The 23,108-nt window shown below is 58.0% G+C and carries 21 protein-coding genes and 1 pseudogene; 10 read left to right on the top strand and 12 right to left on the bottom strand.

Features of this window, described 5'->3' with window-relative positions; genetic code table 11:
* Positions 1-821: 821 nt before the first annotated feature.
* The 6 genes from OJ965_RS12905 to spy all read left to right on the top strand — a co-directional run bounded on the left by OJ965_RS12905 (position 822) and on the right by spy (position 7,709).
* Positions 822-2,042, top strand: coding sequence for an aspartate aminotransferase family protein (locus OJ965_RS12905; protein ID WP_009090572.1), 1,221 nt, complete (start codon positions 822-824; stop codon positions 2,040-2,042).
* Positions 2,039-3,070: an arginine N-succinyltransferase gene (gene astA / locus OJ965_RS12900; protein WP_154928105.1), complete on the top strand. Its 1,032-nt coding sequence runs from the start codon at positions 2,039-2,041 to the stop codon at positions 3,068-3,070. The genes OJ965_RS12905 and astA overlap by 4 nt, the downstream gene beginning before the upstream one ends.
* A complete protein-coding gene (gene astD / locus OJ965_RS12895) occupies positions 3,067-4,536 on the top strand; it encodes a succinylglutamate-semialdehyde dehydrogenase (RefSeq protein WP_265136158.1) in 1,470 nt (489 codons plus the stop codon). The genes astA and astD overlap by 4 nt, the downstream gene beginning before the upstream one ends.
* Complete coding sequence (gene astB, locus OJ965_RS12890) at positions 4,533-5,861, top strand: N-succinylarginine dihydrolase (protein ID WP_265136157.1); 1,329 nt, start codon at positions 4,533-4,535, stop codon at positions 5,859-5,861. The genes astD and astB overlap by 4 nt, the downstream gene beginning before the upstream one ends.
* Positions 5,862-5,911: 50 nt before the next feature.
* Positions 5,912-6,907 carry a succinylglutamate desuccinylase gene (gene astE / locus OJ965_RS12885; RefSeq protein ID WP_009090568.1) on the top strand — a complete coding sequence of 332 codons (996 nt, stop codon included), beginning with the start codon at positions 5,912-5,914 and terminating at the stop codon, positions 6,905-6,907.
* A 307-nt stretch (positions 6,908-7,214) separates the two neighbouring features.
* On the top strand, positions 7,215-7,709 hold the full coding sequence (spy, locus tag OJ965_RS12880; protein ID WP_009090567.1) for an ATP-independent periplasmic protein-refolding chaperone Spy: 495 nt from the start codon (positions 7,215-7,217) through the stop codon (positions 7,707-7,709).
* Between the two features lie 73 nt (positions 7,710-7,782).
* Here the strand turns inward: spy and cho are convergent, their stop codons facing one another.
* The 4 genes and pseudogenes from cho to OJ965_RS12860 all read right to left on the bottom strand — a co-directional run bounded on the left by cho (position 7,783) and on the right by OJ965_RS12860 (position 11,776).
* Complete coding sequence (gene cho / locus OJ965_RS12875; protein ID WP_009090566.1) at positions 7,783-8,643, bottom strand: excinuclease Cho; 861 nt, start codon at positions 8,641-8,643, stop codon at positions 7,783-7,785.
* Positions 8,644-8,710: 67 nt separating this feature from the next.
* On the bottom strand, positions 8,711-9,595 hold the full coding sequence (gene yddG / locus OJ965_RS12870; RefSeq protein ID WP_046101714.1) for an aromatic amino acid DMT transporter YddG: 885 nt from the start codon (positions 9,593-9,595) through the stop codon (positions 8,711-8,713).
* A gap of 60 nt (positions 9,596-9,655) precedes the next feature.
* Positions 9,656-10,480: an ammonia-dependent NAD(+) synthetase gene (nadE, locus tag OJ965_RS12865; protein ID WP_009090562.1), complete on the bottom strand. Its 825-nt coding sequence runs from the start codon at positions 10,478-10,480 to the stop codon at positions 9,656-9,658.
* A 118-nt stretch (positions 10,481-10,598) separates the two neighbouring features.
* A pseudogene (locus tag OJ965_RS12860) lies at positions 10,599-11,776 on the bottom strand (multidrug effflux MFS transporter).
* 296 nt (positions 11,777-12,072) lie between these two features.
* Between OJ965_RS12860 and osmE the strand changes: the two are divergent.
* Positions 12,073-12,408: an osmotically-inducible lipoprotein OsmE gene (gene osmE / locus OJ965_RS12855; protein ID WP_009090559.1), complete on the top strand. Its 336-nt coding sequence runs from the start codon at positions 12,073-12,075 to the stop codon at positions 12,406-12,408.
* 104 nt (positions 12,409-12,512) lie between these two features.
* On the opposite strand, the gene OJ965_RS12850 is transcribed toward osmE, so the two are convergent.
* The 6 genes from OJ965_RS12850 to hxpB form a co-directional block, all read right to left on the bottom strand.
* Entirely contained in the window at positions 12,513-12,923 is a 411-nt protein-coding gene (locus OJ965_RS12850) for a DUF6515 family protein (RefSeq protein WP_111207445.1), read from the bottom strand.
* Positions 12,924-13,110: 187 nt separating this feature from the next.
* On the bottom strand, positions 13,111-14,502 hold the full coding sequence (locus OJ965_RS12845; RefSeq protein ID WP_009090555.1) for an L-cystine transporter: 1,392 nt from the start codon (positions 14,500-14,502) through the stop codon (positions 13,111-13,113).
* A 151-nt stretch (positions 14,503-14,653) separates the two neighbouring features.
* A complete protein-coding gene (locus tag OJ965_RS12840) occupies positions 14,654-15,244 on the bottom strand; it encodes a metal-dependent hydrolase (RefSeq protein ID WP_009090554.1) in 591 nt (196 codons plus the stop codon).
* Positions 15,245-15,382: 138 nt separating this feature from the next.
* Positions 15,383-16,144: a 2-dehydro-3-deoxy-D-gluconate 5-dehydrogenase KduD gene (kduD, locus tag OJ965_RS12835; RefSeq protein ID WP_046101719.1), complete on the bottom strand. Its 762-nt coding sequence runs from the start codon at positions 16,142-16,144 to the stop codon at positions 15,383-15,385.
* 16 nt (positions 16,145-16,160) lie between these two features.
* Positions 16,161-16,997 carry a 5-dehydro-4-deoxy-D-glucuronate isomerase gene (gene kduI, locus OJ965_RS12830; protein ID WP_154928338.1) on the bottom strand — a complete coding sequence of 279 codons (837 nt, stop codon included), beginning with the start codon at positions 16,995-16,997 and terminating at the stop codon, positions 16,161-16,163.
* Positions 16,998-17,171: 174 nt separating this feature from the next.
* Positions 17,172-17,840, bottom strand: a complete 669-nt coding sequence (hxpB, locus tag OJ965_RS12825; protein ID WP_009090544.1) for a hexitol phosphatase HxpB — start codon at positions 17,838-17,840, stop codon at positions 17,172-17,174.
* A 144-nt stretch (positions 17,841-17,984) separates the two neighbouring features.
* On the opposite strand from hxpB, the gene OJ965_RS12820 reads away from it, so the two are divergent.
* On the top strand, positions 17,985-18,521 hold the full coding sequence (locus tag OJ965_RS12820) for a YniB family protein (protein WP_265136145.1): 537 nt from the start codon (positions 17,985-17,987) through the stop codon (positions 18,519-18,521).
* Between the two features lie 8 nt (positions 18,522-18,529).
* On the opposite strand, the gene OJ965_RS12815 is transcribed toward OJ965_RS12820, so the two are convergent.
* Positions 18,530-19,423 (bottom strand): fructosamine kinase family protein, encoded by an 894-nt coding sequence (locus OJ965_RS12815; RefSeq protein ID WP_009090540.1) that lies wholly within the window; start codon positions 19,421-19,423, stop codon positions 18,530-18,532.
* Between the two features lie 78 nt (positions 19,424-19,501).
* Positions 19,502-19,822 (bottom strand): type V toxin-antitoxin system endoribonuclease antitoxin GhoS, encoded by a 321-nt coding sequence (ghoS, locus tag OJ965_RS12810; protein ID WP_009090539.1) that lies wholly within the window; start codon positions 19,820-19,822, stop codon positions 19,502-19,504.
* A gap of 349 nt (positions 19,823-20,171) precedes the next feature.
* Here ghoS and OJ965_RS12805 point away from each other — a divergent pair, with 349 nt between their 5' ends.
* Entirely contained in the window at positions 20,172-20,933 is a 762-nt protein-coding gene (locus OJ965_RS12805; protein ID WP_009090538.1) for a DUF481 domain-containing protein, read from the top strand.
* Between the two features lie 246 nt (positions 20,934-21,179).
* Positions 21,180-23,108 carry a threonine--tRNA ligase gene (thrS, locus tag OJ965_RS12800; protein WP_009090537.1) on the top strand — a complete coding sequence of 643 codons (1,929 nt, stop codon included), beginning with the start codon at positions 21,180-21,182 and terminating at the stop codon, positions 23,106-23,108.

Raw genomic sequence — 23,108 nt, 5'->3', positions numbered from 1 at the left:
ATAAAAGTAACAAAATGTGATATGCATATTCAGTAAAGGAAAATGCGTGTCTGAAAGACGATTAAATTCGGATGCAATAAGAATTTCTTCTGATGGGTTTTATTGTGTTTAATAAAAAAGTGATGATTATCAGTGTTTAATTGGTGGTTGTTGCTTTTCTATTCCCGGCATTTTGTATGTTTTTAAATCATCATTCCCGCTGATTAAATTATGGATAAGGCATTAACGCAAATAAGCGATAAGGGTTTTATTCTAACCATTAGTCTGCGTAGTAATATCTGTTCATCTTTATTTCAAAGGTTATTTCGCTGCCAATAATCACATCGGGAATAATACAGAAGAAATCGTTTTCATTTTATTTTTCCGCATAAAAAATAATCAGGCCAGACGTCGATCTGCCCGCTTAAATGAAAAGATTCTGTTAAATCCTGGCATGTCGTCATCCTCTCTCGCTGAATATTCTGCGCCTCATCCTGCACCGTCGCGAGGCAGGCTGCGCTAAAACAGGGCACTCTTCGGGCCTTTTGCGGAGTGATTGTTTATCAGCGATCACAAAAGCGATATTTCATCCCGCGATTGCATAATTCCGCTATTTAAAACCCGGCTCTGCCGCTGCAATCAGACAATTATTCACTATATATGCAAAAAAAGTGAATAGCAGAGGCGTGTAACTTATTGATATTACGTCAGGGTGACGATTTTATGCAGTTAATTCTCTGGCTGGCACGTTAACTGCACTCTACAGTAGGGCTGCATTACAACATCCCTTAACAATTTTAAAACAATAGCTTTACCCGACCGGGAAAGCAGGAGAATGGGTTATGGCACTGCACGTTTCACGTCACGATTTCGATCAATGGATGATGCCGGTTTATGCACCCGCGACATTTGTCCCGGTTCGCGCGGAGGGCTCAACCGTCTGGGATCAGAATGGCAAAGACTACGTCGACTTCGCCGGTGGCATCGCCGTGAATGCGTTAGGGCATGCGCATCCGGCATTACAACAGGCGTTGCAGGAGCAGGCCGCCCGTTTATGGCACACCGGCAATGGCTACACCAATGAGCCGATTCTGCGACTGGCGAAGCAGTTAATTGATGCCACCTTTGCTGACCGGGTCTTTTTCTGTAACTCCGGTGCGGAGGCCAACGAAGCGGCGCTGAAGCTGGCGCGCAAAGTGGCCCACGATCGGGTCGGCCCGCAGAAAAGTGGCATTGTGGCATTTAAGAATGCGTTTCATGGCCGCACGCTCTTTACCGTTACCGCCGGGGGTCAGCCCGCTTACTCTCAGGATTTTGCGCCGCTGCCACCTGCCATCCAGCACGCCCCGTTTAATGACCTGGCGGCCGCGGCGGAACTCATCAATGACCAGACCTGCGCAGTGATTGTGGAACCCATCCAGGGGGAGGGCGGCGTGCTGCCTGCCGATCCGGCGTTCCTGCGCGGACTGCGTGAACTTTGCGACAGGCATCAGGCCGTGCTGATTTTTGATGAAGTGCAGAGCGGCGTGGGCCGCACCGGTTCGCTTTATGCCTATATGCACTACGGCGTCACACCCGATGTCCTGACCAGCGCCAAAGCGCTCGGCGGTGGCTTCCCCATTGGGGCGATGCTGACGCGCGACGATCTGGCGAGCGTGATGGGTGTCGGCACACACGGCACCACCTATGGCGGTAATCCGCTGGCGGGCGCGGTGGCCGGTAAAGTGATGGAACTGGTCAATCAGCCGGACTTTATGACGGGAGTGACAGAGCGTCACCAGTGGATCGTCTCGGCTCTGGCGGAGATCAACCAGCGTCTGCAGCTGTTTAAAGAGGTGCGCGGCCTGGGCCTGCTGATAGGTGCGGTGCTGAGCGATGCGTATGCCGGCAAAGCCAAAGCGATTAACCTGGCTGCCGCTGAGATGGGCGTCATGGTGCTGATTGCGGGCGCGAACGTGGTGCGTTTTGCCCCGGCCCTGAACATCAGCGAGCAGGAGGTGAAGCTGGGTATGGCACGCTTTGCCGAGGCCTGTGAAAGTCTGGTACGAGGGTCCGCATCATGATGGTAATCCGTCCGGTTGAACGCGATGATTTAAGCCAGCTGATGACGCTGGCAGGCAAAACCGGCGGCGGGCTGACCTCGCTGCCGGTCGATAGCGCCACGCTTCAGGCGCGAATCGATCGATCGCTGCAAACCTGGCAGGATACGCTGCCGCGCGCTGAGCAGGGCTACGTCTTTGTGCTGGCCGACAGTGAAGATAATCGCGCGGTGGGCATCTGCGCCATTGAGGTGGCGGTGGGCCTGCAGGACCCCTGGTATAACTTCCGCGTCGGCACCCAGGTGCACGCGTCGAAAGAGCTGAACGTCTACGCCGCGCTGCCGACCCTGTCGCTGAGTAACGACCACACCGGCAGCAGCGAGCTCTGCACCCTGTTTCTCGACCCTGAGTATCGTGACGGCAAAAATGGCTATCTGCTGTCCAAATCACGCTTCCTGTTTATGGCTAACTTCCGTGACCGTTTCATGGAGCGGGTAGTCGCGGAGATGCGGGGCGTCAGCGATGAGCAGGGCCACTCACCCTTCTGGGAGAGCGTCGGCAGCCGCTTCTTCTCAATGGACTTCAGCAAAGCGGACTTCCTCAGCGGCACCGGCCAGAAAGCCTTTATCGCCGAACTGATGCCGAAACATCCGCTCTACATCGACTATCTGACCCCGGAGGCGCAGGCGGTCATCGGCCAGGTTCACCCGCAGACGGCACCTGCCCGGGCCGTACTGGAAGCGGAGGGCTTCCGCTACCTCAACTATATCGACATCTTTGATGGCGGCCCGACACTGGAGTGCGACATCGACCGCATCCGCGCCATTCGCAAAAGCTGGCTGCGCGGCGCAGAGCGGGGTGAAAATCCGGCGGATGCACCGCTCTGCCTGGTCGCCAATAACCATTATCGCCAGTTCCGTGTGGCGCTGATCCCGGCAGATGCCGACGGTGACAGCATAAAACTGACGGACGAACAGATGCGGGCGCTCCACTGCCAGCCGGGCGACAGCCTGCGCGTAGTGACGCTCTGCAAAGAGGAGAAAACAGCATGACGCACCTGATTAAGGGAGAGTGGCAGAGCGGCGAGGCAGAGCACCTGACGAAAGCGGACCCGGTGAGAGGGGAACCGCTCTGGCAGGGGCAGGCGGCTTCAGCAGAGCAGGTCGCCGCCGCCTGCGAGGCGGCGCGCGCCGCGTTTCCGGGCTGGGCAACCCGCCCGCTGGCGGAGCGCCAGGCGATCATCGAAAAATTTGCGGCCGGTCTGGACGCGCAAAAAGCGGAGCTGGCCGACACCATTGCGCGTGAAACCGGGAAACCGCGCTGGGAAGCACTGACCGAAGTGGCGGCGATGATCAATAAAATCGGCTTTTCAGTGAAGGCTTACCATAGCCGCACCGGTGAACAGCAGCAGGGCGAAAGTTCCCTGCGCCATCGTCCCCACGGCGTGCTGGCGGTGTTCGGCCCCTATAACTTCCCCGGTCATCTGCCAAACGGCCACATCGTGCCGGCGCTACTGGCGGGAAACTGCGTGGTCTTCAAACCCAGTGAGCTGACGCCGCTGACCGCCGAAAAAACCGTGCAGATCTGGCTGGCGGCAGGCCTGCCTGCCGGTGTGCTGGGGCTGTTGCAGGGCGGACGTGAAACGGGCCAGGCGCTGGCCAGCTGCAGCCAGATCGACGGCCTGCTGTTTACCGGCAGCGCCCATACCGGCTATCAGCTGCATCGCCAGTTTGCCGGTCAGCCTGAAAAGATGCTGGCGCTGGAGATGGGCGGCAACAATGCCCTGATTGTCGAGGATCCGGCGGACCTGGATGCGGCGGTCAACATCACGCTGCAATCCGCCTTTATTACGGCGGGACAGCGCTGCACATGCGCCCGTCGCCTGCTGGTGAAGCGCGGAGCGGCGGGAGAGGCGTTTCTGCAGCGGCTGGTGGAGGTTGCAGGCCGGCTGCAGCCGGCAGCCTGGGATGCCGAACCGCCCCCTTTTATGGGCAGCGTGATTTCAACCGGCGCGGCAGAGAAGATCATGACGGAGTGGCAGCGGCGGGTGGAGGCGGGCGGCGAGGTGCTGCTGGCGATGCGCTGGCCGGATCGCCACAGCGCGATCCTGACGCCCGGCATCATTGATATCACCGGCGTGCAGGGCATTCCGGATGAGGAGGTTTTTGGCCCGCTGCTTAATGTGATCCGGTACGACACCTTTGACGAGGCGATAGCACTGGCGAACCAGACGCGCTACGGCCTGTCGTGTGGCCTGATCTCCCCCCTGCGCGCGCAGTTTGATCAGCTGCTGCTGGAGGCGCGAGCCGGCATCGTCAACTGGAACAAACCGCTCACCGGTGCCGCCAGTACCGCGCCGTTTGGCGGCATTGGAGCCTCGGGTAACCATCGGGCCAGCGCCTGGTACGCGGCAGACTACTGCGCCTGGCCGATGGCCTCGCTGGAGTCGCCGGATCTGACGCTGCCCGCCACGCTCTCACCTGGCCTGGATTTCTCACCCCCGGAGACGTTGCTATGAAGGCCACCGAAGCGAACTTTGACGGCCTGGTGGGGTTGACCCACCACTATGCCGGGCTCTCATTTGGTAATGAAGCCTCAACCCGCAATCAGCTGCAGCCCTCGAACCCCCGTCTGGCGGCAAAGCAGGGGCTGCTGAAGATGAAGGCGCTGGCCGATATGGGGTTTGTGCAGGGGGTGATCCCTCCGCATGAGCGTCCTAATATCGCGGCGCTGCGTCAGCTTGGCTTTCGTGGCAGTGACGAGCAGGTCGTGGCGTCGGCCGGGAAAACCGCGCCGGGCTTACTCTCTGCGGCCAGTTCCGCCTCGGCGATGTGGGTCGCCAATGCGGCCACCGTGTCGCCGTCAGCCGACAGCGGTGATGGCCGGGTTCACCTGACGGTGGCCAACCTGAACAATAAATTTCACCGCGCGATGGAAGCCCCGGAAACCGCCGGACTGCTGCGCGCCATCTTCCGCGACAAAGACCATTTTGCGGTGCACGATGCGCTGCCTCAGGTGGCGATGTTCGGCGATGAAGGGGCCGCAAATCACAACCGCCTGGGGGGCGACTATGGCGAGCGGGGCGTACAGCTGTTTGTCTATGGCCGCGACAGCAGCCATGAGGGGAAAGCCCCGCAGCGCTATCCGGCGCGCCAGACGCGCGAGGCCAGTGAAGCGGTCGCCCGTCTGCATCAGCTCTCACCTGAACACCTGCTGTTTGCGCAGCAGAATCCGGCGGTTATCGACCAGGGGGTTTTTCATAACGATGTGATCGCGGTGAGTAACCAGCAGATGCTCTTCTGCCATCAGCAGGCGTTTGTCGATCAGCCTGCACTGCTGGCGCAGCTTCGGGCACGCGTGCCCGGATTTGTGGCGCTGGAAGTGCCGGAGAATCGGGTGTCGGTAAAAGATGCGGTCGATACCTATCTGTTTAACAGCCAGCTGCTGAGCCGTCCCGACGGCACCATGATGCTGGTGCTGCCGGAAGAGTCGCGTCAGCATCCGGACGTCTGGCGTTACCTGTGCGAGCAGGTGGAAGGGGATGGGCCGCTGAAGGATCTGAAGGTGTTTGATCTGCGTGAAAGCATGTACAACGGCGGTGGGCCTGCCTGCCTGCGTTTGCGGGTGGTACTGACGCCTCAGGAGCAGCAGGCCGTCAATCCCGCCGTGCTGATGAACGATCGGCTGTTCGCCGCCCTGAACAGCTGGGTCGACCGGCACTACCGCGATCGGCTGACCCAGGCCGACCTGGTGGATCCGCAGCTGCTGCGGGAGGGTCGAGACGCGCTGGATGAACTGACGAAGCTGCTAGACTTAGGAAATGTGTATGCATTTCAGCAGTGAAGGCGATGGCAGCACGGGCTGCCACCTGCCTGAGGCGTAAAGGAGGAACGATGCAGGACTTTTTGCAGCAGACGCTGTCCGGTGAGGCGCCGCGAAAGCGCAGGGGGGAAACGGCGCATCTTCGCTGGCAGTGGTTGTATCACGGCATCCTGCTGATGGAGCCGGTAGTGCCCGTTAAGCAGGCGCTGGTGCTCTCCGCCGGGATCCACGGCAATGAAACGGCCCCGGTGGAAATCATGAATCAGCTGGTCAATGCGCTGCTTCGCGGCGAAAAGCCGCTACAGCAGCGGATGCTGGTGATTCTGGGCAATCCCTCTGCGCTGCGCACCGGCAAACGCTATGTCCGTTATGATATTAACCGGCTGTTTGGCGGACGCTGGCAGCAGGTGGACGATGGCGATGAGGCGCGCCGCGTGCTGCGGCTGGAGCAGGCGCTGGAGAACTTCTGGCTGCTGGGCGAATGCGATGAGACGCGCTGGCATCTCGATATGCACACGGCGATTCGCGGCTCATACCATCCGCAGTTCGGCGTCATGCCGCAAAACGATCGTCCCTGGCCTCCCGCGTTTCTCGACTGGCTGGCGGCTGCCGGTCTGGAGGCGCTGGTCTTTCATCGCGCGCCGGGCGGAACCTTTACCCATTTCAGCTGTGAACATTTCGGTGCGGCCAGCTGCACCCTGGAGCTGGGGAAGGCGCTGCCGTTTGGCGAAAACGACCTGAGCCAGTTCAGTGCGGCACAGCAGGCGCTGGCGGCGCTGCTCTTTGGTGACCCCATGCCCGCCACCCGCGTGAAGCCGCGCCACTATCGGGTTGCGCAGCAGATCACCCGGCTGAGTGAGCACTTCAGGCTGCATATGACGCCGGAGACGCTAAACTTTACCGCCTTTCCTCAGGGCACGCTGCTGGCCGAGGATGGGGATACCCGCTACTACGTGCAGCAGGCACGGGAATATGTGCTTTTCCCGAATCCCGGCGTTGCTGCCGGACTGCGTGCCGGCCTGATGCTGATTGAAGAGGGCGAACAGACCCAGGCGCTGCCTCTCTGACGGGGGCAGCTGACGGGTTACAGCAATCCGCGCTAAAAATCGGCAGGAAAGCGGGAGATCCTCTTCCGCTTTCCTGCCGAAACCCTTACACTCCTCCACGATTTCTGCGAAATTCGCTGTAAATTCATGAAGTTTTTCAATTCCTCACGCCTTTCTTCTCATTCTCTTCATGATTGCCGGATTTTTGTCTTTTATGCTTTCACGGCTTTACTCAGGCTCTGAGTAGTTGACGTTCAGCGTCGTATTCTTGTTTCCGAAGACGCGACAGAGTGCTGTCGTCATTATCATGAATCATAAGGACACTATTATGCGCAAACTGACTTCCCTGTTACTGGCTTCTTCGCTGGCGTTTGGTGCAGCCAGCGCCGTCCATGCCGCCGCGGATTCCCTGACGCCTCCGCCAGCCGGCAGCGAAAAAGCGATGCATAAGCCGCCAATGCGCCACGGCATGGAGATGATGTTCCATGGTCTGAATCTGACCGACGCGCAGAAAACCCAGATGCGCGACATCATGAAAGAGAGCCACAAAGATATGCAGCGTCCGTCACAGGATGATCGCCGTGCGATGCACGACATCATCGCGGCTGACAGCTTCGATAAGAGCAAAGCCGAAGCGCAGGCAGAGAAGATGTCTGCTAACGGTAAAGAGCATGCGCTGAAGATGCTGGAAACCCAGAACAAGCTCTATAACGTGCTGACGCCGGCGCAGAAGAAACAGTACAACGCCAACTTTGAGCAGCGCCTGACCGAAAAAGGCCCGCGCGAAGGCAACATGGCGCCACCGGCACCACCGGCTGAATAATCTGAGCTAAGCGGTACTTCTGAGACCGCCGGTGCTGTCCACTGCAGGTAAGTGGACAGCACCGGCGGTTTTTTTATAGTGGCAGGATAGGGTAGTCACCCGAGAGGATAGGACGGCAGAGGATTTTGTAGCCGTCGTGATCGAATCCCCCTTTGGGCCGCTGCAGTTTTTTTGCCTCTTCCATGCTGCTGACCGACCCCAGATAGAACCAGTGGTCGATGACGTGGATCTGCGTCATCTGTTTGCCTTCTTCCACCAGCCCCACGGCACCCTGCCACGGCCAGCAGAAGACCCGCACGTTCTCCAGCGCTTCCAGCAGCCGATCCTGGTGATCGCTGACCGGCTCTTTACCGCAGCAGGCCCCGGCGCAGCGGCGCAGTGCCGAACGGAAGCAGCCCCGCTGCGGACTCAGGGCTTCCAGACCCAGCAAACCGTGACAGAGCTGATACTCATCGGCGAGTTGCTTGAGCCGTTCCAGCGCAGCAAACCGGCTGCGATAAAGCCCGAAGAGATTAGGTGACTGGCTGAAATCGAGATCCTTTGCGTAGACCACTTCGGGTTTGCCGTGGGTGATCTGCAATGAACAGAGCTGCCGGTTTTTGCGCAGGCGTTTATTAAACAGCGGCTGCTGGGTTTTGATCATCTGTGCTTCCAGCAGCAGCGCGCCGAGATCGCCCGCGGTGGGGATCCAGCTGACGCGTCGCGACTGACGCAGCATCTTCGCCTCGTCAGGGGTGCGAAAATGGGACATCACCCGCGAGCGCAGATTCACGCTTTTGCCGATATAGAGCGGCAGCGACTCACTCTCGCCGTGGAAGGTGTAGACGCCAGGGTGATTCGGCAAACCTTCCAGCCACTCACGCAGGTGTTCGGGATATTGATATAGCGCATTCGCGTCGGGTTCGAGGCGATGCGAGGCAGCACGTCTGACCAAAGTGGACTCCATTTACTGGTTGTCCATACAGCATAACAAACCGGTGAAATGATCGCCAGCCGTCTGATCAGCGCGGCCGTGTCGCCAGCCAGCAGATGAGGGAGCCCAGGGTGATCATCGCCACGCCCTGCCAGAAGGCGAGCGGTGGCGTCAGGCCGAGCCACAGCGATCCCAGCAGGGCCGACAGCACTGGCGTAAAGTAGGAGGCCGTCGCCAGCAGCGTCAGGTTTCCCTGCTGAATGCCGTGATTCCAGGCGGAGTAGGCGATGGCGGTGGAGAGGCCGACAAACAGGACTTCCAGCAGCGGCAGCGGCGCGAAGGTCAGCGGCGTCGGGCTGACGGCAAATTTCAGCCACAGCGCCAGCGCGGTCAGGATAAAAAAGAGCGTGACGCCGTTGGCACCGCGCGCATAGCGGCGGGTGAAATTGTTATAGAGCGCCCAGGTCAGGGCGGCCAGAAAGGCAAGAGCATAGGCGACGGGATTGCGCAGCATGTTCTGCCACAGCAGCGCCGGCGCGCCACTGCCGCTGCCTTTCATCACCCAGACGATACCCAGCAGCGACAGCAGCAGACCGGGCCACAGCCAGACGCGGAAACGCTGCTGATTAAACGGGATCGCCAGCACGATCGTCAGGCAGGGCCAGAGATAGTTGATCATCCCCAGCTCCAGCGACTGACGGCGATCGCTCGCCAGTCCGATAGCCAGCGCCAGCGCCATCTCATAGCCGACAAAGAGCGCGCCGCCGATCCAGAGATAGATCGCAGGCATCGCCCCTGGCCTGGGCAGACCCCGGGTCAGGCAGAGCAGACAGGCGGTGGTGGTGTAGATCAGCGCCGCGCCGCCGGTGGCACCAAAGGCCTCGCTGACACTGCGCAGCAGGCCAACAGTGGTGCTCCAGAGCAGAATGGCGATAAGCCCGATCAGGGTGGCGCGTGAAACGGTGGCAGGCATGCAGCGATCAACAGCGTGAGTGAAAGGAGCCTCCCTTGCCCGTGCAAAGGAGGCGCAGGATTACTTCCAGAAATCGTCGAAAACCGTGATCGGCGGACGACGTTTGTGCTCGGTTTTGAGATACCAGCCTTCAATGATTTTCGCGCTGTCAGGATGGATACTTTTTCCTTCCAGATAGTCATCAATCATCTCGTAGGTGACACCCAGCGCCACTTCATCCTGCAGGCCCGGACGGTCATCTTCCAGGTCGGCGGTCGGCTTCTTCAGATAGAGGTGCTCCGGACAGCCGAGATGTTTCAGCAGCTGCTTGCCCTGACGCTTGTTAAGGCGGAACAGCGGGTTAATGTCGGTGCCGCCGTCGCCATATTTGGTGAAGAAGCCGGTCACCGCTTCCGCGGCATGATCGGTACCGACTACCACGCCTTTGGTCATGCCGGCGATGCTGTACTGCGCCTTCATGCGCTCACGCGCTTTTTCATTGCCGCGGATGAAATCGGACAGGGTAATCCCGGCCTCTTTCAGCGCGCGCTCGCTGGCCAGGACCGACTCTTTGATGTTAACCACCAGTGAGCGGTCAGGCTGAATAAAGGCCAGCGCGTCCTGGCAATCCTGCTCATCCGCCTGCACCCCATAGGGAAGACGCACGGCAATAAAGGTGTAGTCGTTATCGCCGGTCTCTTCACGCAGCTCCGTAATGGCCCGCTGCGACAGCGCGCCCGCCAGGGTAGAGTCCTGGCCGCCGCTGATCCCCAGCACCAGCGTTTTCAGTCCGCTGTGGCGTTTCAGGTAGGCTTTGAGAAAATCGATGCTGACCCGCACTTCCTGGTCGGCGTCGATAGTGGGCTTCACACCCAGGGCTTCAATAATTTCCTGCTGCAGTGACATGAACTTCTCCTCAGGTCAGTGGCCTGTCGGCTCGATGCGAACGTGTTATTAAAGCTAACGTGCCTTCACGAAAACAACAAGCCAAAGCGCTAACTGATTCGCGCTAACCATTGCGAAATCAGTGAGTTTTTAGCTGAGGCTCGGGTTTTTTCGCCAGCACGGTAAACATTAAAATGGCCAGCATAAAGCAGCCGAAGATCGTGCCGCACATGCTCAGCACCGAGGTACCGCCGATGCCGGTGATGGGCACGGTAATCGCCCCCAGCGTGAACATGGTGACACCAATCACCGCAGAGGCGCTGCCAGCGCGATGGCCCTGACTCTGCATCGCCAGTGAGGAGGCGGTCGTGGCAATCACCCCATTGCTGGCGATGGTAAAGAACAGCGCGACCAGCAGCAGCGCCAGCGGGGCCTGAAACAGGGCGCAGAGCAGCAGCAGGCTGGAGGCGACAAAGGCCAGCGTCAGGCCGCCTTTCAGCACCCGATATTCGCCCCACAACGGGCAGAGGCGGGCGCTGGTCTGGGAGGCGATCACCAGACCGATGCCGTTGGCCGCAAAGCAGAAGCTGAACGCCTGTGGCGACAGACCGTAGAGCTGCTGCAGCACGAACGGAGAGGCGCCGATGTAGGCGAACATGCCCGACATCATAAAGCCCTGGGTCAGACAGAAGCCCATGAAAGGACGATGGGTCACCACCTGGCCGAGCGCGGCGTAAGCGGAGAAGATCGATCCTTTGCTGCGGCGGGCTTCCGGCAGCGTCTCATGCAGCTTCCAGCGCGCCAGCAGGATCAGCAGAATGGCAATCCCGCCCAGCACCATAAAAATGCCGCGCCAGTCGACGATCGTCATCAGCACGCCGCCCAGCACCGGCGCGCCGATAGGGGCCAGGCCATTGACCAGCATCAGCAGGGCAAAGAATCGCGTCAGTTCATGACCACTGTACATATCGCGCGCTATCGCCCGTGACAGCACCGCGCCACCGGCCCCGGCTAAGCCTTCGAACAGGCGCGCCACCAGCAACTGGTGGATATCCTGCGCCAGTGCGCAGCCCAGCGAGGCGATAAACAGCAGCACCAGTGACAGGGTCAGCGGACGCAGACGGCCGAACTTGTCACTCATCGGGCCAAACAGCAGCTGGCCAACTCCCAGCCCCAGCAGGCCGGCGGTCAGACTCAGCTGAGCCGTGGCGGTTTCGGTGTTGAGGTCCCGCGCCATCTGAGGCAGAGCGGGCCCAGTGCGGCCAGCAGGCCCAGCGTGATGGCATAAACCAGGCGGTTAGAGTGAGCAGGAGTCATTATTCCTCGGGGTCGTCAGCGATGGGGTGAAGAGAAAGCGGGCCAGCCTGCGCCAGAGAGCGTCCGGCAGTGCGGCGGGCACCCTGATCGGCATCCGCGCAGGACAGCGTCACGGAAACGGCGCAAAATCAGAGGGTTCGGATGCCGGGGAGTATACGTCTCTGCTGACAGCAAAACAGCCTTCTTTACGGAATCCTGACATTCCGTCTGCCACAAAAAGGCCGCCATAAACTTGATAAACCTGCATTTATGTTCCAGGCTTGATGCCACATGGACAATAAATGAGGAACAACAAGATGAAGAAGGTGATGGGATGTATCGCTGCGGCGCTGACACTGGCGGCACTGTCTGGTTGTACGACTTACGATCGTGCGGAAAGCTACGTGACTAAGCCAGTCGTTAAGGATGTTAAAAAGGGGATGACCCGCGATCAGGTTCGTCAGATCGCCGGTTCGCCTTCAACTGAAATTACCATGGTTCACGCGCGCGGCACCTGCCAGACGTATGTTCTGGGTCAGCGCGACGGTAAAGCACAGACTTACTTCGTGAGCTATAACGACACCGGCCGTGTTATGAACTACGGCTTCCAGAGCTGCGCGGAATATGACACCGATCCGCAGGTTCAGCAGTAATCGCTGCTTCTGAATGGTAAACGGCCCGTCTTCATGACGGGCCGTTTTTCGTTGGGGCACTGTTTCATGCCCTCCGGCGCGAAGAGTGGATGGCAAGCCTGCCGTTACAGACCTGCCGGGCGCGGCACCTCGACATAATCGCCGTCAATCTGCCGCTGGTAGTAGTGGCCATCCTGCACATAAAAACGCCTGCCGTTAAAATCCAGCACCCGCATCTCACCGCTGATCCGTGTCTCTGGCGGTGGCGCCACCACCACATACTCCTCACCGTGACGCTGATAATAGTTGCCGTTGAGCAGGTAGTAGGTCAGCCCGCCAATCAATACGGCGGTGGCGGCCTCGGGCAGAAAGCGCAACGGACCTGGCCCTCCCCAGCGCGGACCGGGGCCACCGTGCCGGCCCCATCCCTCATGCGGTCCCCATCCTCCTGGCGGGCCCCAGCCGCCGGGATGCGCAGAAGCCAGGGCGGGCGCTAAGAGTGTCAGCGTCAGAAGTGAGGCGATCATTTTTTTCATCGGGCATTCTCCACAGACGAGTGGAGGCAGAATTCGCTTTTTACAGAAGAAAGACAAGCGCTAAAGCGGCGGATTTTCGCCTGTTTACCACGCTTAACGCTTTCTTAACGGCGTCGCCATGAACAGGGAAGATTATGGAGAGCGGGAAGGGATTAACCTGGCGCGGATGCGCCAGGTTGAGCAGAGATTAGCGGTGCGCCAGTTCGGCGTGGTCGTCACTTTCCAGCACGCGCCTGTCGGTCAGGCCTAACCAGCGGCTGGTGAGTGAACCGGCGGTCATGGATCCATTGACGTTCAGGGCGGTACGGCCCATATCGATCAGCGGCTCGATAGAGATCAGCAGCGCAACCAGGGTCACCGGCAGGCCCATCGCAGGCAGCACAATCAGGGCGGCAAACGTCGCACCGCCGCCGACACCGGCCACACCGGCTGAACTCAGGGTGACGATCCCGACCAGCGTCGCAATCCACAGCGGATCAAACGGGTTAATGCCAACCGTAGGCGCCACCATCACCGCCAGCATGGTCGGATAGAGACCGGCACAGCCGTTCTGGCCGATCGTGGCACCAAAGGAGGCTGCAAAGCTCGCCACAGACTCTGGCACGCCCAGGCGACGGGTCTGAGTCTCTACGCTCAGCGGAATGCTGGCGGCGCTGGAGCGGCTGGTAAAGGCGAAGGTAATCACCGGCCACACTTTACGGAAGAAGCGCAGCGGGTTGATGCCGTTTACCGACAGCAGCAGGGCATGAACCGCAAACATTATCGCCAGGCCGAGGTAAGAGGCGACCACAAAGCTGCCCAGCTTGATGATGTCCTGCAGGTTAGAACCGGCCACGACTTTAGTCATCAGCGCCAGCACGCCATACGGCGTCAGCTTCATCACTAAACGCACCAGCTTCATGACCCACGACTGCAGGGTGTCAATCGCCACCAGCACCCGCTGACCTTTCTCCTGGTCATCTTTCAGCAGTTGCAGAGCGGCCATCCCCAGGAAGGCGGCAAAAATGACCACGCTGATGATGGAGGTCGGATTAGCACCGGTCAGATCGGCAAACGGATTTTTCGGGATAAAGGAGAGCACCAGCTGAGGCACGCTCAGGTCGGAGACCTTGCCGACATAGTTGCTCTGGATCGCACTCAGGCGTGCGGTTTCCTGGACACCCTGCACCAGACCTTCCGCGCTGAGGCCAAACAGACCGGTCACGAAGACGCCGACCAGCGCAGAAATCGCGGTGGTAAAGAGCAGTACGCCAATGGTCAGTACGCTGATTTTTCCCAGCGACGAGGCGTTATGCAGACGGGCGACCGCACTCAGAATCGAGACGAACACCAGCGGCATGACGACCATCTGCAGCAGCTGGACATAGCCATTGCCAACGATGTTAAACCAGCTGATCGACGCTTTGACCACGGCGCTGTTTTCACCGTAGATCAGCTGCAGCACCAGGCCGAACAGCACACCGATCACCAGACCGATCAACACTTTCTTCGACAGGCTCCAGCTATGGCGGCTGAAGCGGGAGAGTAATACCAGCAGCACCACGAAGGCCGCGATATTAAGCGTAAGAGGAAGGTCCATACCGAAACTCCAGAGTAATGCGGCCTGTCGTCCTGGAGAGGCCGCATAATGTTAATCACGAATTAAGACAGCAGGAATGGTAACAGCAGCCGGAGAGGCTGCCTTATATCCAAATGGCATGGTTTATAACTAACTGTTGATTTTTGCGGGTTTATTGCGCGGTATGACTGGAAATTAACCGTCCGACCCCATTCTGCAGCGTATCGAACAGCTGGGTCGGCCAGCCGTTTGCACCAAAGGAAGGCATTCCCACCGGAAACCAGAGCGCATAGCCCACCAGACCCAGACACAATACCCGCTCAAGCTGATTGCCTTTCTGGCTGCGCAGAATCGGCAGGCGGAAGCGCCAGCGGCAGGGCCACAGCAGTGGCACCCCCGCAGGCGTCAGCATATCGGCCACAATATGGCTGAGGTAGCCCAGGGTCAGGCCCTGTAAGACATCAGGCGGTATGGGGGACGACTTGGGCAGGTTAATCTGAAAAAGCCATAAACCGGCGGCCACCGCCAGCAGGCTATGGGTAAAGCCCCGGTGACCAAAAGCGCGCGCAATCGGCTGTGAGAGCCAGCGCAGCCGCTGTCCCAGCAGAGATTTAGGGTGATCGATGTCGGGCAACAGACATGTCAGCAGGGCTGAGGGAACGAGATGCCACCAGTCGGCCTGCGCCAGAACCGGGGTCAGCTCCGCACGTTTGGCAAAAATAGCGCTGGCAATGGCAAAAATGATGTGGCCTTCGCCCGTCATGATAGAACCTGGATGCTAAGAAACTGTCGATGCATCCAGTATAGGGATTTATCCAGTAAATGAGAACATGTGACGCTGTAACTAACAGTGAATTTTTTTACAGGGCGAGCCGCGGCATGTCACGGCTCACCCCGTCTTCTAGCGGGCCAGCCAGCCGCCATCAACCGCCAGCGTGTAACCATTAATATAGTCTGCTGCAGACGAGGCCAGAAAGACCACCGGCCCCATCATGTCATCCGGCACGCCCCAGCGGCCTGCCGGAATACGGTCAAGGATCTCAGCGCTGCGCGCCGCATCTTTGCGCAGGGGTTCGGTATTATCGGTCGCCATGTAGCCCGGCGCGATAGCATTAACATTGATGCCATGCCGTCCCCACTCGTTAGCCATCAGACGGGTTAAGCCCATGACAGCGCTTTTTGAGGCGGTGTAAGAGGGAACGCGAATGCCTCCCTGAAACGAGAGCATGGACGCAATATTAATGATTTTGCCGCCGCTTCCCTGCGCGATAAACCGCTGCGCGATTTGCTGTGATAGGAAAAACACCGTCTTGCAGTTGATGTTCATCACATCATCCCAGTCCTGCACGCTGAATTTCAGGGCATCCTCACGACGGATAATCCCGGCATTGTTGACCAGGATATCCACTCTGCCTGCCGCGGCGACCGCCTCTTCCGCGACCTGCGGGATGACCTCAGGAGACATCAGATCGGCTGAAACGGACCAGAAGCGGCGGCCAAGTGCTTCCACTTTATGCTGCGTGTCAGCCGGTTCGATGCGGTTGATGCCCACTATGTCGCAGCCAGCCTGCGCCAGCCCCAGTGCCATCCCCTGGCCAAGCCCGGTATTACAGCCGGTCACGATGGCGACTTTGCCTGTTAAATCAAATCTGTTCAGTACCATTCGGCTTGTCCTCCGCTTAACGCAGTTCGCTAATTCTGACCGCGTCCATATCATCAAAGACCTGATTCTCACCCACCATTCCCCAGATAAAGGCGTAACGCTGGGTACCGACACCCGCGTGTATCGACCAGCTGGGAGAGATCACCGCCTGCTCGTTATGAACCAGCAGATGACGGGTTTGCTGCGGCTCTCCCATCATATGGAAGACGGCGTGATCTTCGCTCATGTCGAAATAGAAATAGACTTCCATGCGGCGTTCGTGGGTGTGACAGGGCATGGTGTTCCAGAGACTGCCCTCATGCAGCCTGGTCAGGCCCATTGTGAGCTGACAGGTAGGCAACACGTCGGGCACGAAAAATTTGTGTATGGTGCGGCGATTAGCGCTTGCCGCATCGCCCAGCGTGGCGTTGACCGCCTCCTGCAGCGTGATCTTTCTGTCCGGAAAGGTGGTGTGCGCCGGTGCACTGTTGAAATAAAATTTTGCGGGCTGCGATGCGTCGAGGCTGCGAAACAGCAGATCGCGCGCCCCTTTGCCGATATAGAGCGCCTCTTCGTGACCGATTTCCCACGTTTTGCCATCCACCTCCACCAGACCCGGGCCGCCAATATTGATCATGCCCAGTTCACGGCGTTCGAGAAACCAGGCGACGCCCAGCTGTTTGCCCATCTCATCCCCCATCGTGACCGGCTGATTCACCGGCATGACGCCGCCCGTAATGATGCGGTCAATGTGGCTGTAGGTCAGGGTGTAGTGATCGGCGGTAAATATCTTTTCAATCAGAAATGCCTGGCGCAGTGCGTCAGTGTCGAGTTGTTTAGCGTGATCGCTGTGAATGCTCTGGCGAATGTCCATCTCGTGCCCCTCTGGAGTCAGGTTATTCATCCCCCGATCAGGGGACGATGTGGGCATCTTAGGCAGGGTGAGACAGTGATTCAATAAAAATGAAACGCTGTTTTAATTTTTTGAGATTCAGATCAACCGCAGAACGCCTGAGCAAAAAAAAGCCCGCTTAAAGCGGGCGGGGGGTCAGCCTTTCAGATGGGTCGGGCTAAGCTGCGTCAGGGTGTCCAGCCGGACATCCGCCAGCGCCCAGCGCGGATCGTCGCGGTGCTCAGCGGCAGGTACCACAATCGACCGCATGCGGGCCGCTTTAGTGGCGATCATGCCGTTAAACGAATCCTCCAGCGTGACGCAGTTCAGCGGATCGATTCCCAGACTGGCGGCGGCATTGAGATAGACCTGCGGATGGGGCTTGCTGTAGGGCAGGGCTTCTGCGGAGGAGAGCACATCAAAATAGTGGCGCAGATTAAAGATCTCCAGCACCTGTTCCAGCATCGCCATCGGAGAGGCGGACGCCAGGCCAATCTTCAGTCCCTGCTCCTGACAGAGTTGCAGCGCGGTTTCCACGCCCGGCAACAGGGGGCGGGTCTGATCCACCAGCGTCATGGCGCGCACGATAATCCGCTCCGTGACCTCCTGCTGCGACGGACCCTGCCACGGCAGCGTTTCGTACCACATCCGCACCGTCTGGTCGATGCGCAAACCCAGCGTGTCGGGCATTTCACTGCGACGTGACAGGTCAACATCCAGCGTTGAAAAGATATCCAGTTCAGCCTGATCCCACAGCGGCTCAGAATCGATCAGTAAACCATCCATATCAAACAGGGCGGCGAGGACAGGGCGGTGATAGGGCATCAGAGGTCTCCTTTTAAAGTCGGTTTTACCATAGCATCATTCCCGGCTGGCGCACGCTTCGCCCGTCGGCCACGCTTTATTTGGGAAATTTCTTCATTGGCAGGTAGACTTACGGCAAATCGGATTTCGGGTTCAGGAGATATTATGACCTATCAACAGGCTGGCCGCATCGCCATCCTTAAGCGTGTGGCAGGCTGGGTGCTCTTTCTGGTGGCGCTGCTGTCGACCATTATTTCGGTGCTGAGCTTTATGTTTAAGCACAGTGAGAAGCAGCCCGGTATCGACGCGGTAATGCTCGATTTTGTTCATGTTATCGTCGATATGCTTCGCTTTAACACCCCCTTCCTGAACATCTTCTGGCACAACTCCCCGGTGCCGGAATTTAATGGTCAGATGAACCTGGGATTCTGGCTGATCTACATCCTGATTTTTGTCGGACTGGCCCTGGAGTCATCCGGCGCGCGCATGGGGCGTCAGGCCCGTCATGTCAGAGAGGGCATTGAAGATCAGATGATCCTGGAGCATGCAAAGGGCAGCGAAGGGCGAAGCCGTCAGCAACTGGAAGAGAAGGTGCGCGTACCCCGTCACACCATCTTCCTGCAGATCTTCCCGCTTTACATCCTGCCCGTGGTCATTGCGGTAGCCGGTTATTTCGTGCTGTCGCTGCTCGGCTTTATCTGAGGGCGTCGTCAGGCCGGTCTGGCCTGACTGGCGCTCAGCGCATCCTCTTCCAGCAACTGGCCGATGGCGAACTGTGCGTCGTCCGGCCAGTGCCCGCCAAAGACGTTAGCCCGGTTAAGCAAATAGTAGAGCTGATAGACCGGCAGACGCTGCGAGAACCCATCCGGTAACGGCCAGACCGACTGATAGCCGTCATAAATCTGACGCGGCAGGTCGGGGTACCAGCTCAGCATGGCTAAATCGCACTCCCGGTCGCCCCAGTAGCAGGCAGGATCGAACACCCAGGGGCCACTGTGGCTGCTGGCACAGTTGGCTGGCCAGAGGTCGCCATGCAGCAGCGACGGCTGCGGATGATGGGAGGCCAGCACCCGCTGCACGGCGGCAATGATCAGCTCGGTATCCCCGTAGAGCACCCCTTTTTCTGCCGCCAGCTGTAACTGCCAGCCGATGCGCTGCTCGGCAAAAAAGACCGACCAGCGGCGCAGCCAGCTGTTGGGCTGAGGAGTCGTGGTGATGTTGTTGTCGAAATCGAGACCGAACTGTGTCTGCTCGCTCCACTGATGAAGGTGCGCCAGCTGCTGCCCGAGCCGCCAGGCACTCTGCTCATCAAGTGGCTGAGGCGGAATATATTCCAGCAGCAGGAAACTCTCCTCGCGGTGCTGGCCTACGCCATAGACCTCCGGCACGCGAACCGTGCCGGTGCGCGCCAGCAGCGCCAGCTGGTCAGCTTCCCAGGTGAAGAGTGACAGCCTGTCCCGGCTGTTACTTTTGACGAACACGTCGTGATCACCGTAGCGGATACGCCAGGTGGGATGGATGTCGCCGCCGGCCAGGGCGTGACGTTCGGTGATTTCGGCATTGCCTAACTGCTCGCTTAACAGACGACTAATGGCTGACCACATTGGGCTATCCTCGTTATTCGCTGCGTAAGACAGATTGTACTGCGTAAATATTCACCAAAACCAGCCCGATTGCACCTCTTATTCTGGTGCGGAGCGGGTGGGGCGATGTTCAGCGGTGTCGCGCAAAAACGCTTCGAAGGTCGTCACGGTCACGTCCGGCCGCTGACCCAGCACGCTTTCACCCGCCGCAGTGGCCTGCTGCTGCAGCGCTTCAGGCGACAGCGGGCTGACAATACCAAAGCTGTTGGTCCCGAGTTCATGCGGGTGGCCCTCATCGTCAGCCAGGGTGGTGGTGAAACCGGCCGCCGTCATGGCGCTGGTCAGCTCCAGGATGTCGCTTAATCCCGATTCCTGATAGTGAAAGGTCACGATATAGCGTGTTAGGGCGTTGTTGCTCATGAGGCACCTCCGGGGAAGGGAAACTGAACTGAGCGTAGACCATGGTGAAAAATCAGGCGAATTATGAAGGGGATGCGCGGTGTCTGCCGTGATGCCGGACGTAAATTCCTGTCAGGCAGGTGCGCGGGGGGGAAAAATCTTCTGCGGCTACGGCTATCTTTTCCCTTTCGCAGCACTATAATGCGCGACGTTAATCAGATGAGTCCCAATTAACACGTGTTGCAGGGCTGATTCCACGCATTTCGGGTGAGTTAATATTTTTTTACAAAACTTACCGTAAATTGCATTGAATGCCGGGCAAAACGCTTCAGACTCTTCGTTTTTTAAACTGTCGCACGGATCACATTTAATGAAAGCCTATAACAAGCTGTCTGCTGTTCTTCTGCTCTCCGCCGGAGCATTTTGTCACCAGGCACTGGCCGATAACGCCGTATTCACCTCAATGGATGACCCCTCTACGGCGAAAAAGCCGTTTGAAGGCTCAGCTGCTGCGGGATACCTGGCGCAAACCGGTAACACCACCAGTTCATCAATGACCGCTCAGACTAATATGACCTGGTATCAGTCATCAATGGCTTACAGCTTGTGGGGTAACGCGGCCAACACCTCGTCAAACGATGAGCGCTCTTCCGAGACCTATAGCATCGGCGGCCGTTCACGTTACAACGTCAGCAACTATGACTACCTGTTTGGTCAGGCGAGCTGGTTAAGCGATCGTTTCAATGGTTACGATTCGCGTGACGTTCTGACAGCCGGTTACGGTCGTCAGATCCTGAACGGTCCGGTGCATTCACTGCGTGCGGAATTTGGTCCGGGTGTGCGCTACGACGATTTCCACGATGGCGGCCACGAAACCAAAGCGCTGGGCTATGGCGCGGTCAGCTATCAGTGGCAGCTCACTGACACCACCAAATTTGTCCAGGGTGTGTCTGTGCTGAGCAGCTTCGGTGAAGATACCACCGTGAACTCTGAAACCGGCCTGCAGGTGGCAATTAACAGCCACTTCGCCCTGAAGCTGGCGTACAACGTGACCTGGAACAACAATCCGCCGGAATCTGCGCCGGATCGCACCGACACCAAAACCTCGGTTATGCTCTCCTACGCGATGTAAGCGCAATTTTACCCGTGGTCTGCCCGGCGGCCTGACACTCTGTCAGGCCGCTTTTTTTTGATCTCTCCACGGCTTAGCAAAAAGGGGATGGTTTTTCTCGACCAGGAAAACTGCTATCATCTGCCCCGCACGGCAATCCTGGCGACATTCCGACAATGTGGGTCTGATGTTACGCCAGGTCACCCATTTTACATGACGTTGCATGTAGGCTTTCGTGTGGCCTACCACTGCAAATAAGGATTAGAAATGCCTGTAATTACGCTTCCTGATGGCAGCCAGCGTGTGTTCGACCGCCCTGTCAGTGTGATGGATATCGCGCTGGACATCGGGCCGGGTCTGGCGAAAGCCTGTATCGCTGGCCGCGTGAACGGTGAACTGGTTGATGCGGTCGATCCCATCACCGAAGACGCCGCCGTAGCGATTATCACTGCAAAAGATGAAGCCGGTCTGGAAATCATCCGTCACTCCTGCGCGCACCTGTTAGGGCATGCCATCAAGCAGCTGTGGCCGGATACGAAAATGGCGATTGGCCCGGTCATTGATAACGGCTTCTATTATGATGTCGACATCGATCGTACGCTGACCCAGGAAGATATCGACCTGCTGGAAAAACGCATGCATCAGCTGGCTGAGACCAACTACGATGTGGTGAAGAAAAAGGTCAGCTGGCAGGAAGCCCGTGACGTCTTTGCGGCGCGCGGCGAAATCTACAAAACCACCATTCTTGATGAAAACATCAGCCACGACGATAAGCCTGGCCTCTATCATCATGAAGAATATGTCGACATGTGCCGCGGTCCGCACGTGCCGAACATGCGGTTTTGCCATCACTTTAAACTGCAGAAGATCTCCGGTGCTTACTGGCGCGGCGACAGCAGCAACAAGATGCTGCAACGCATCTATGGCACCGCATGGGCAGACAAAAAGCAGCTGGCAGCCTATCTGCAGCGTCTGGAAGAGGCGGCAAAGCGTGACCATCGCAAGATTGGTAAGCAGCTGGATCTCTACCACATGCAGGAAGAAGCACCTGGTATGGTCTTCTGGCATAACGACGGCTGGACCATCTTCCGCGAGCTGGAAGTGTTTGTCCGCAGCAAGCTGAAAGAGTACCAGTACCAGGAAGTGAAGGGTCCGTTCATGATGGACCGCGTCCTGTGGGAAAAAACCGGGCACTGGGAAAACTATAAAGAAGCGATGTTCACCACCTCGTCTGAGAACCGTGAATATTGCATTAAACCGATGAACTGTCCGGGACACGTTCAGATCTTTAATCAGGGTCTGAAATCGTACCGTGACCTGCCGCTGCGTATGGCCGAGTTCGGCAGCTGTCACCGTAATGAGCCATCAGGTGCGCTGCATGGCCTGATGCGTGTACGCGGCTTTACTCAGGATGATGCCCACGTCTTCTGCACAGAAGAGCAGGTGCGTGACGAAGTGAACAGCTGTATCCGCATGGTTTATGACATGTACAGCACCTTCGGCTTCGAAAAGATTGTGGTCAAACTCTCTACCCGTCCTGAGAAGCGCATCGGCACCGATGAGATGTGGGACCGCGCCGAGGAAGATCTGGCTGCCGCGCTGAACGAAAACAACATTGAGTTTGAGTTCCAGCCAGGCGAAGGTGCCTTCTACGGCCCGAAAATTGAGTTTACCCTGTACGATTGTCTTGATCGCGCCTGGCAGTGTGGAACCGTTCAGCTAGACTTCTCCCTGCCAAAACGTCTTGAAGCGACGTATGTGGGTGAAAATAACGATCGTCAGACGCCTGTGATGATTCACCGTGCGATTTTGGGATCGATGGAACGCTTCATCGGTATTCTGACCGAAGAGTTTGCTGGTTTCTTCCCAACCTGGCTGGCACCACAGCAGGTCGTGGTTATGAATATTACCGATGGACAAGCGGAATATGTTGAGTCTTTAACGCGTAAGCTGCAGAATGCTGGCATTCGTGTGAAGGCAGACTTGAGAAATGAGAAGATAGGCTTTAAAATCCGCGAGCACACATTACGTCGCGTCCCTTATATGCTGGTCTGCGGTGATAAAGAGGTGGAAGCAGGCAAAGTTGCCGTTCGCACCCGCCGTGGTAAAGACCTGGGGTCGATGGATGTCGATCTCTTTGTTGAGAAGTTGCAACAAGAGATTCGCAGCCGAAATCTTCATCAACTGGAGGAATAA

This window comes from Pantoea anthophila, from assembly GCF_026104315.1.
GTDB classification, from domain to species: Bacteria; Pseudomonadota; Gammaproteobacteria; order Enterobacterales; family Enterobacteriaceae; genus Pantoea; species Pantoea anthophila.
This window is presented reverse-complemented; position numbering and strand designations above follow the sequence as displayed.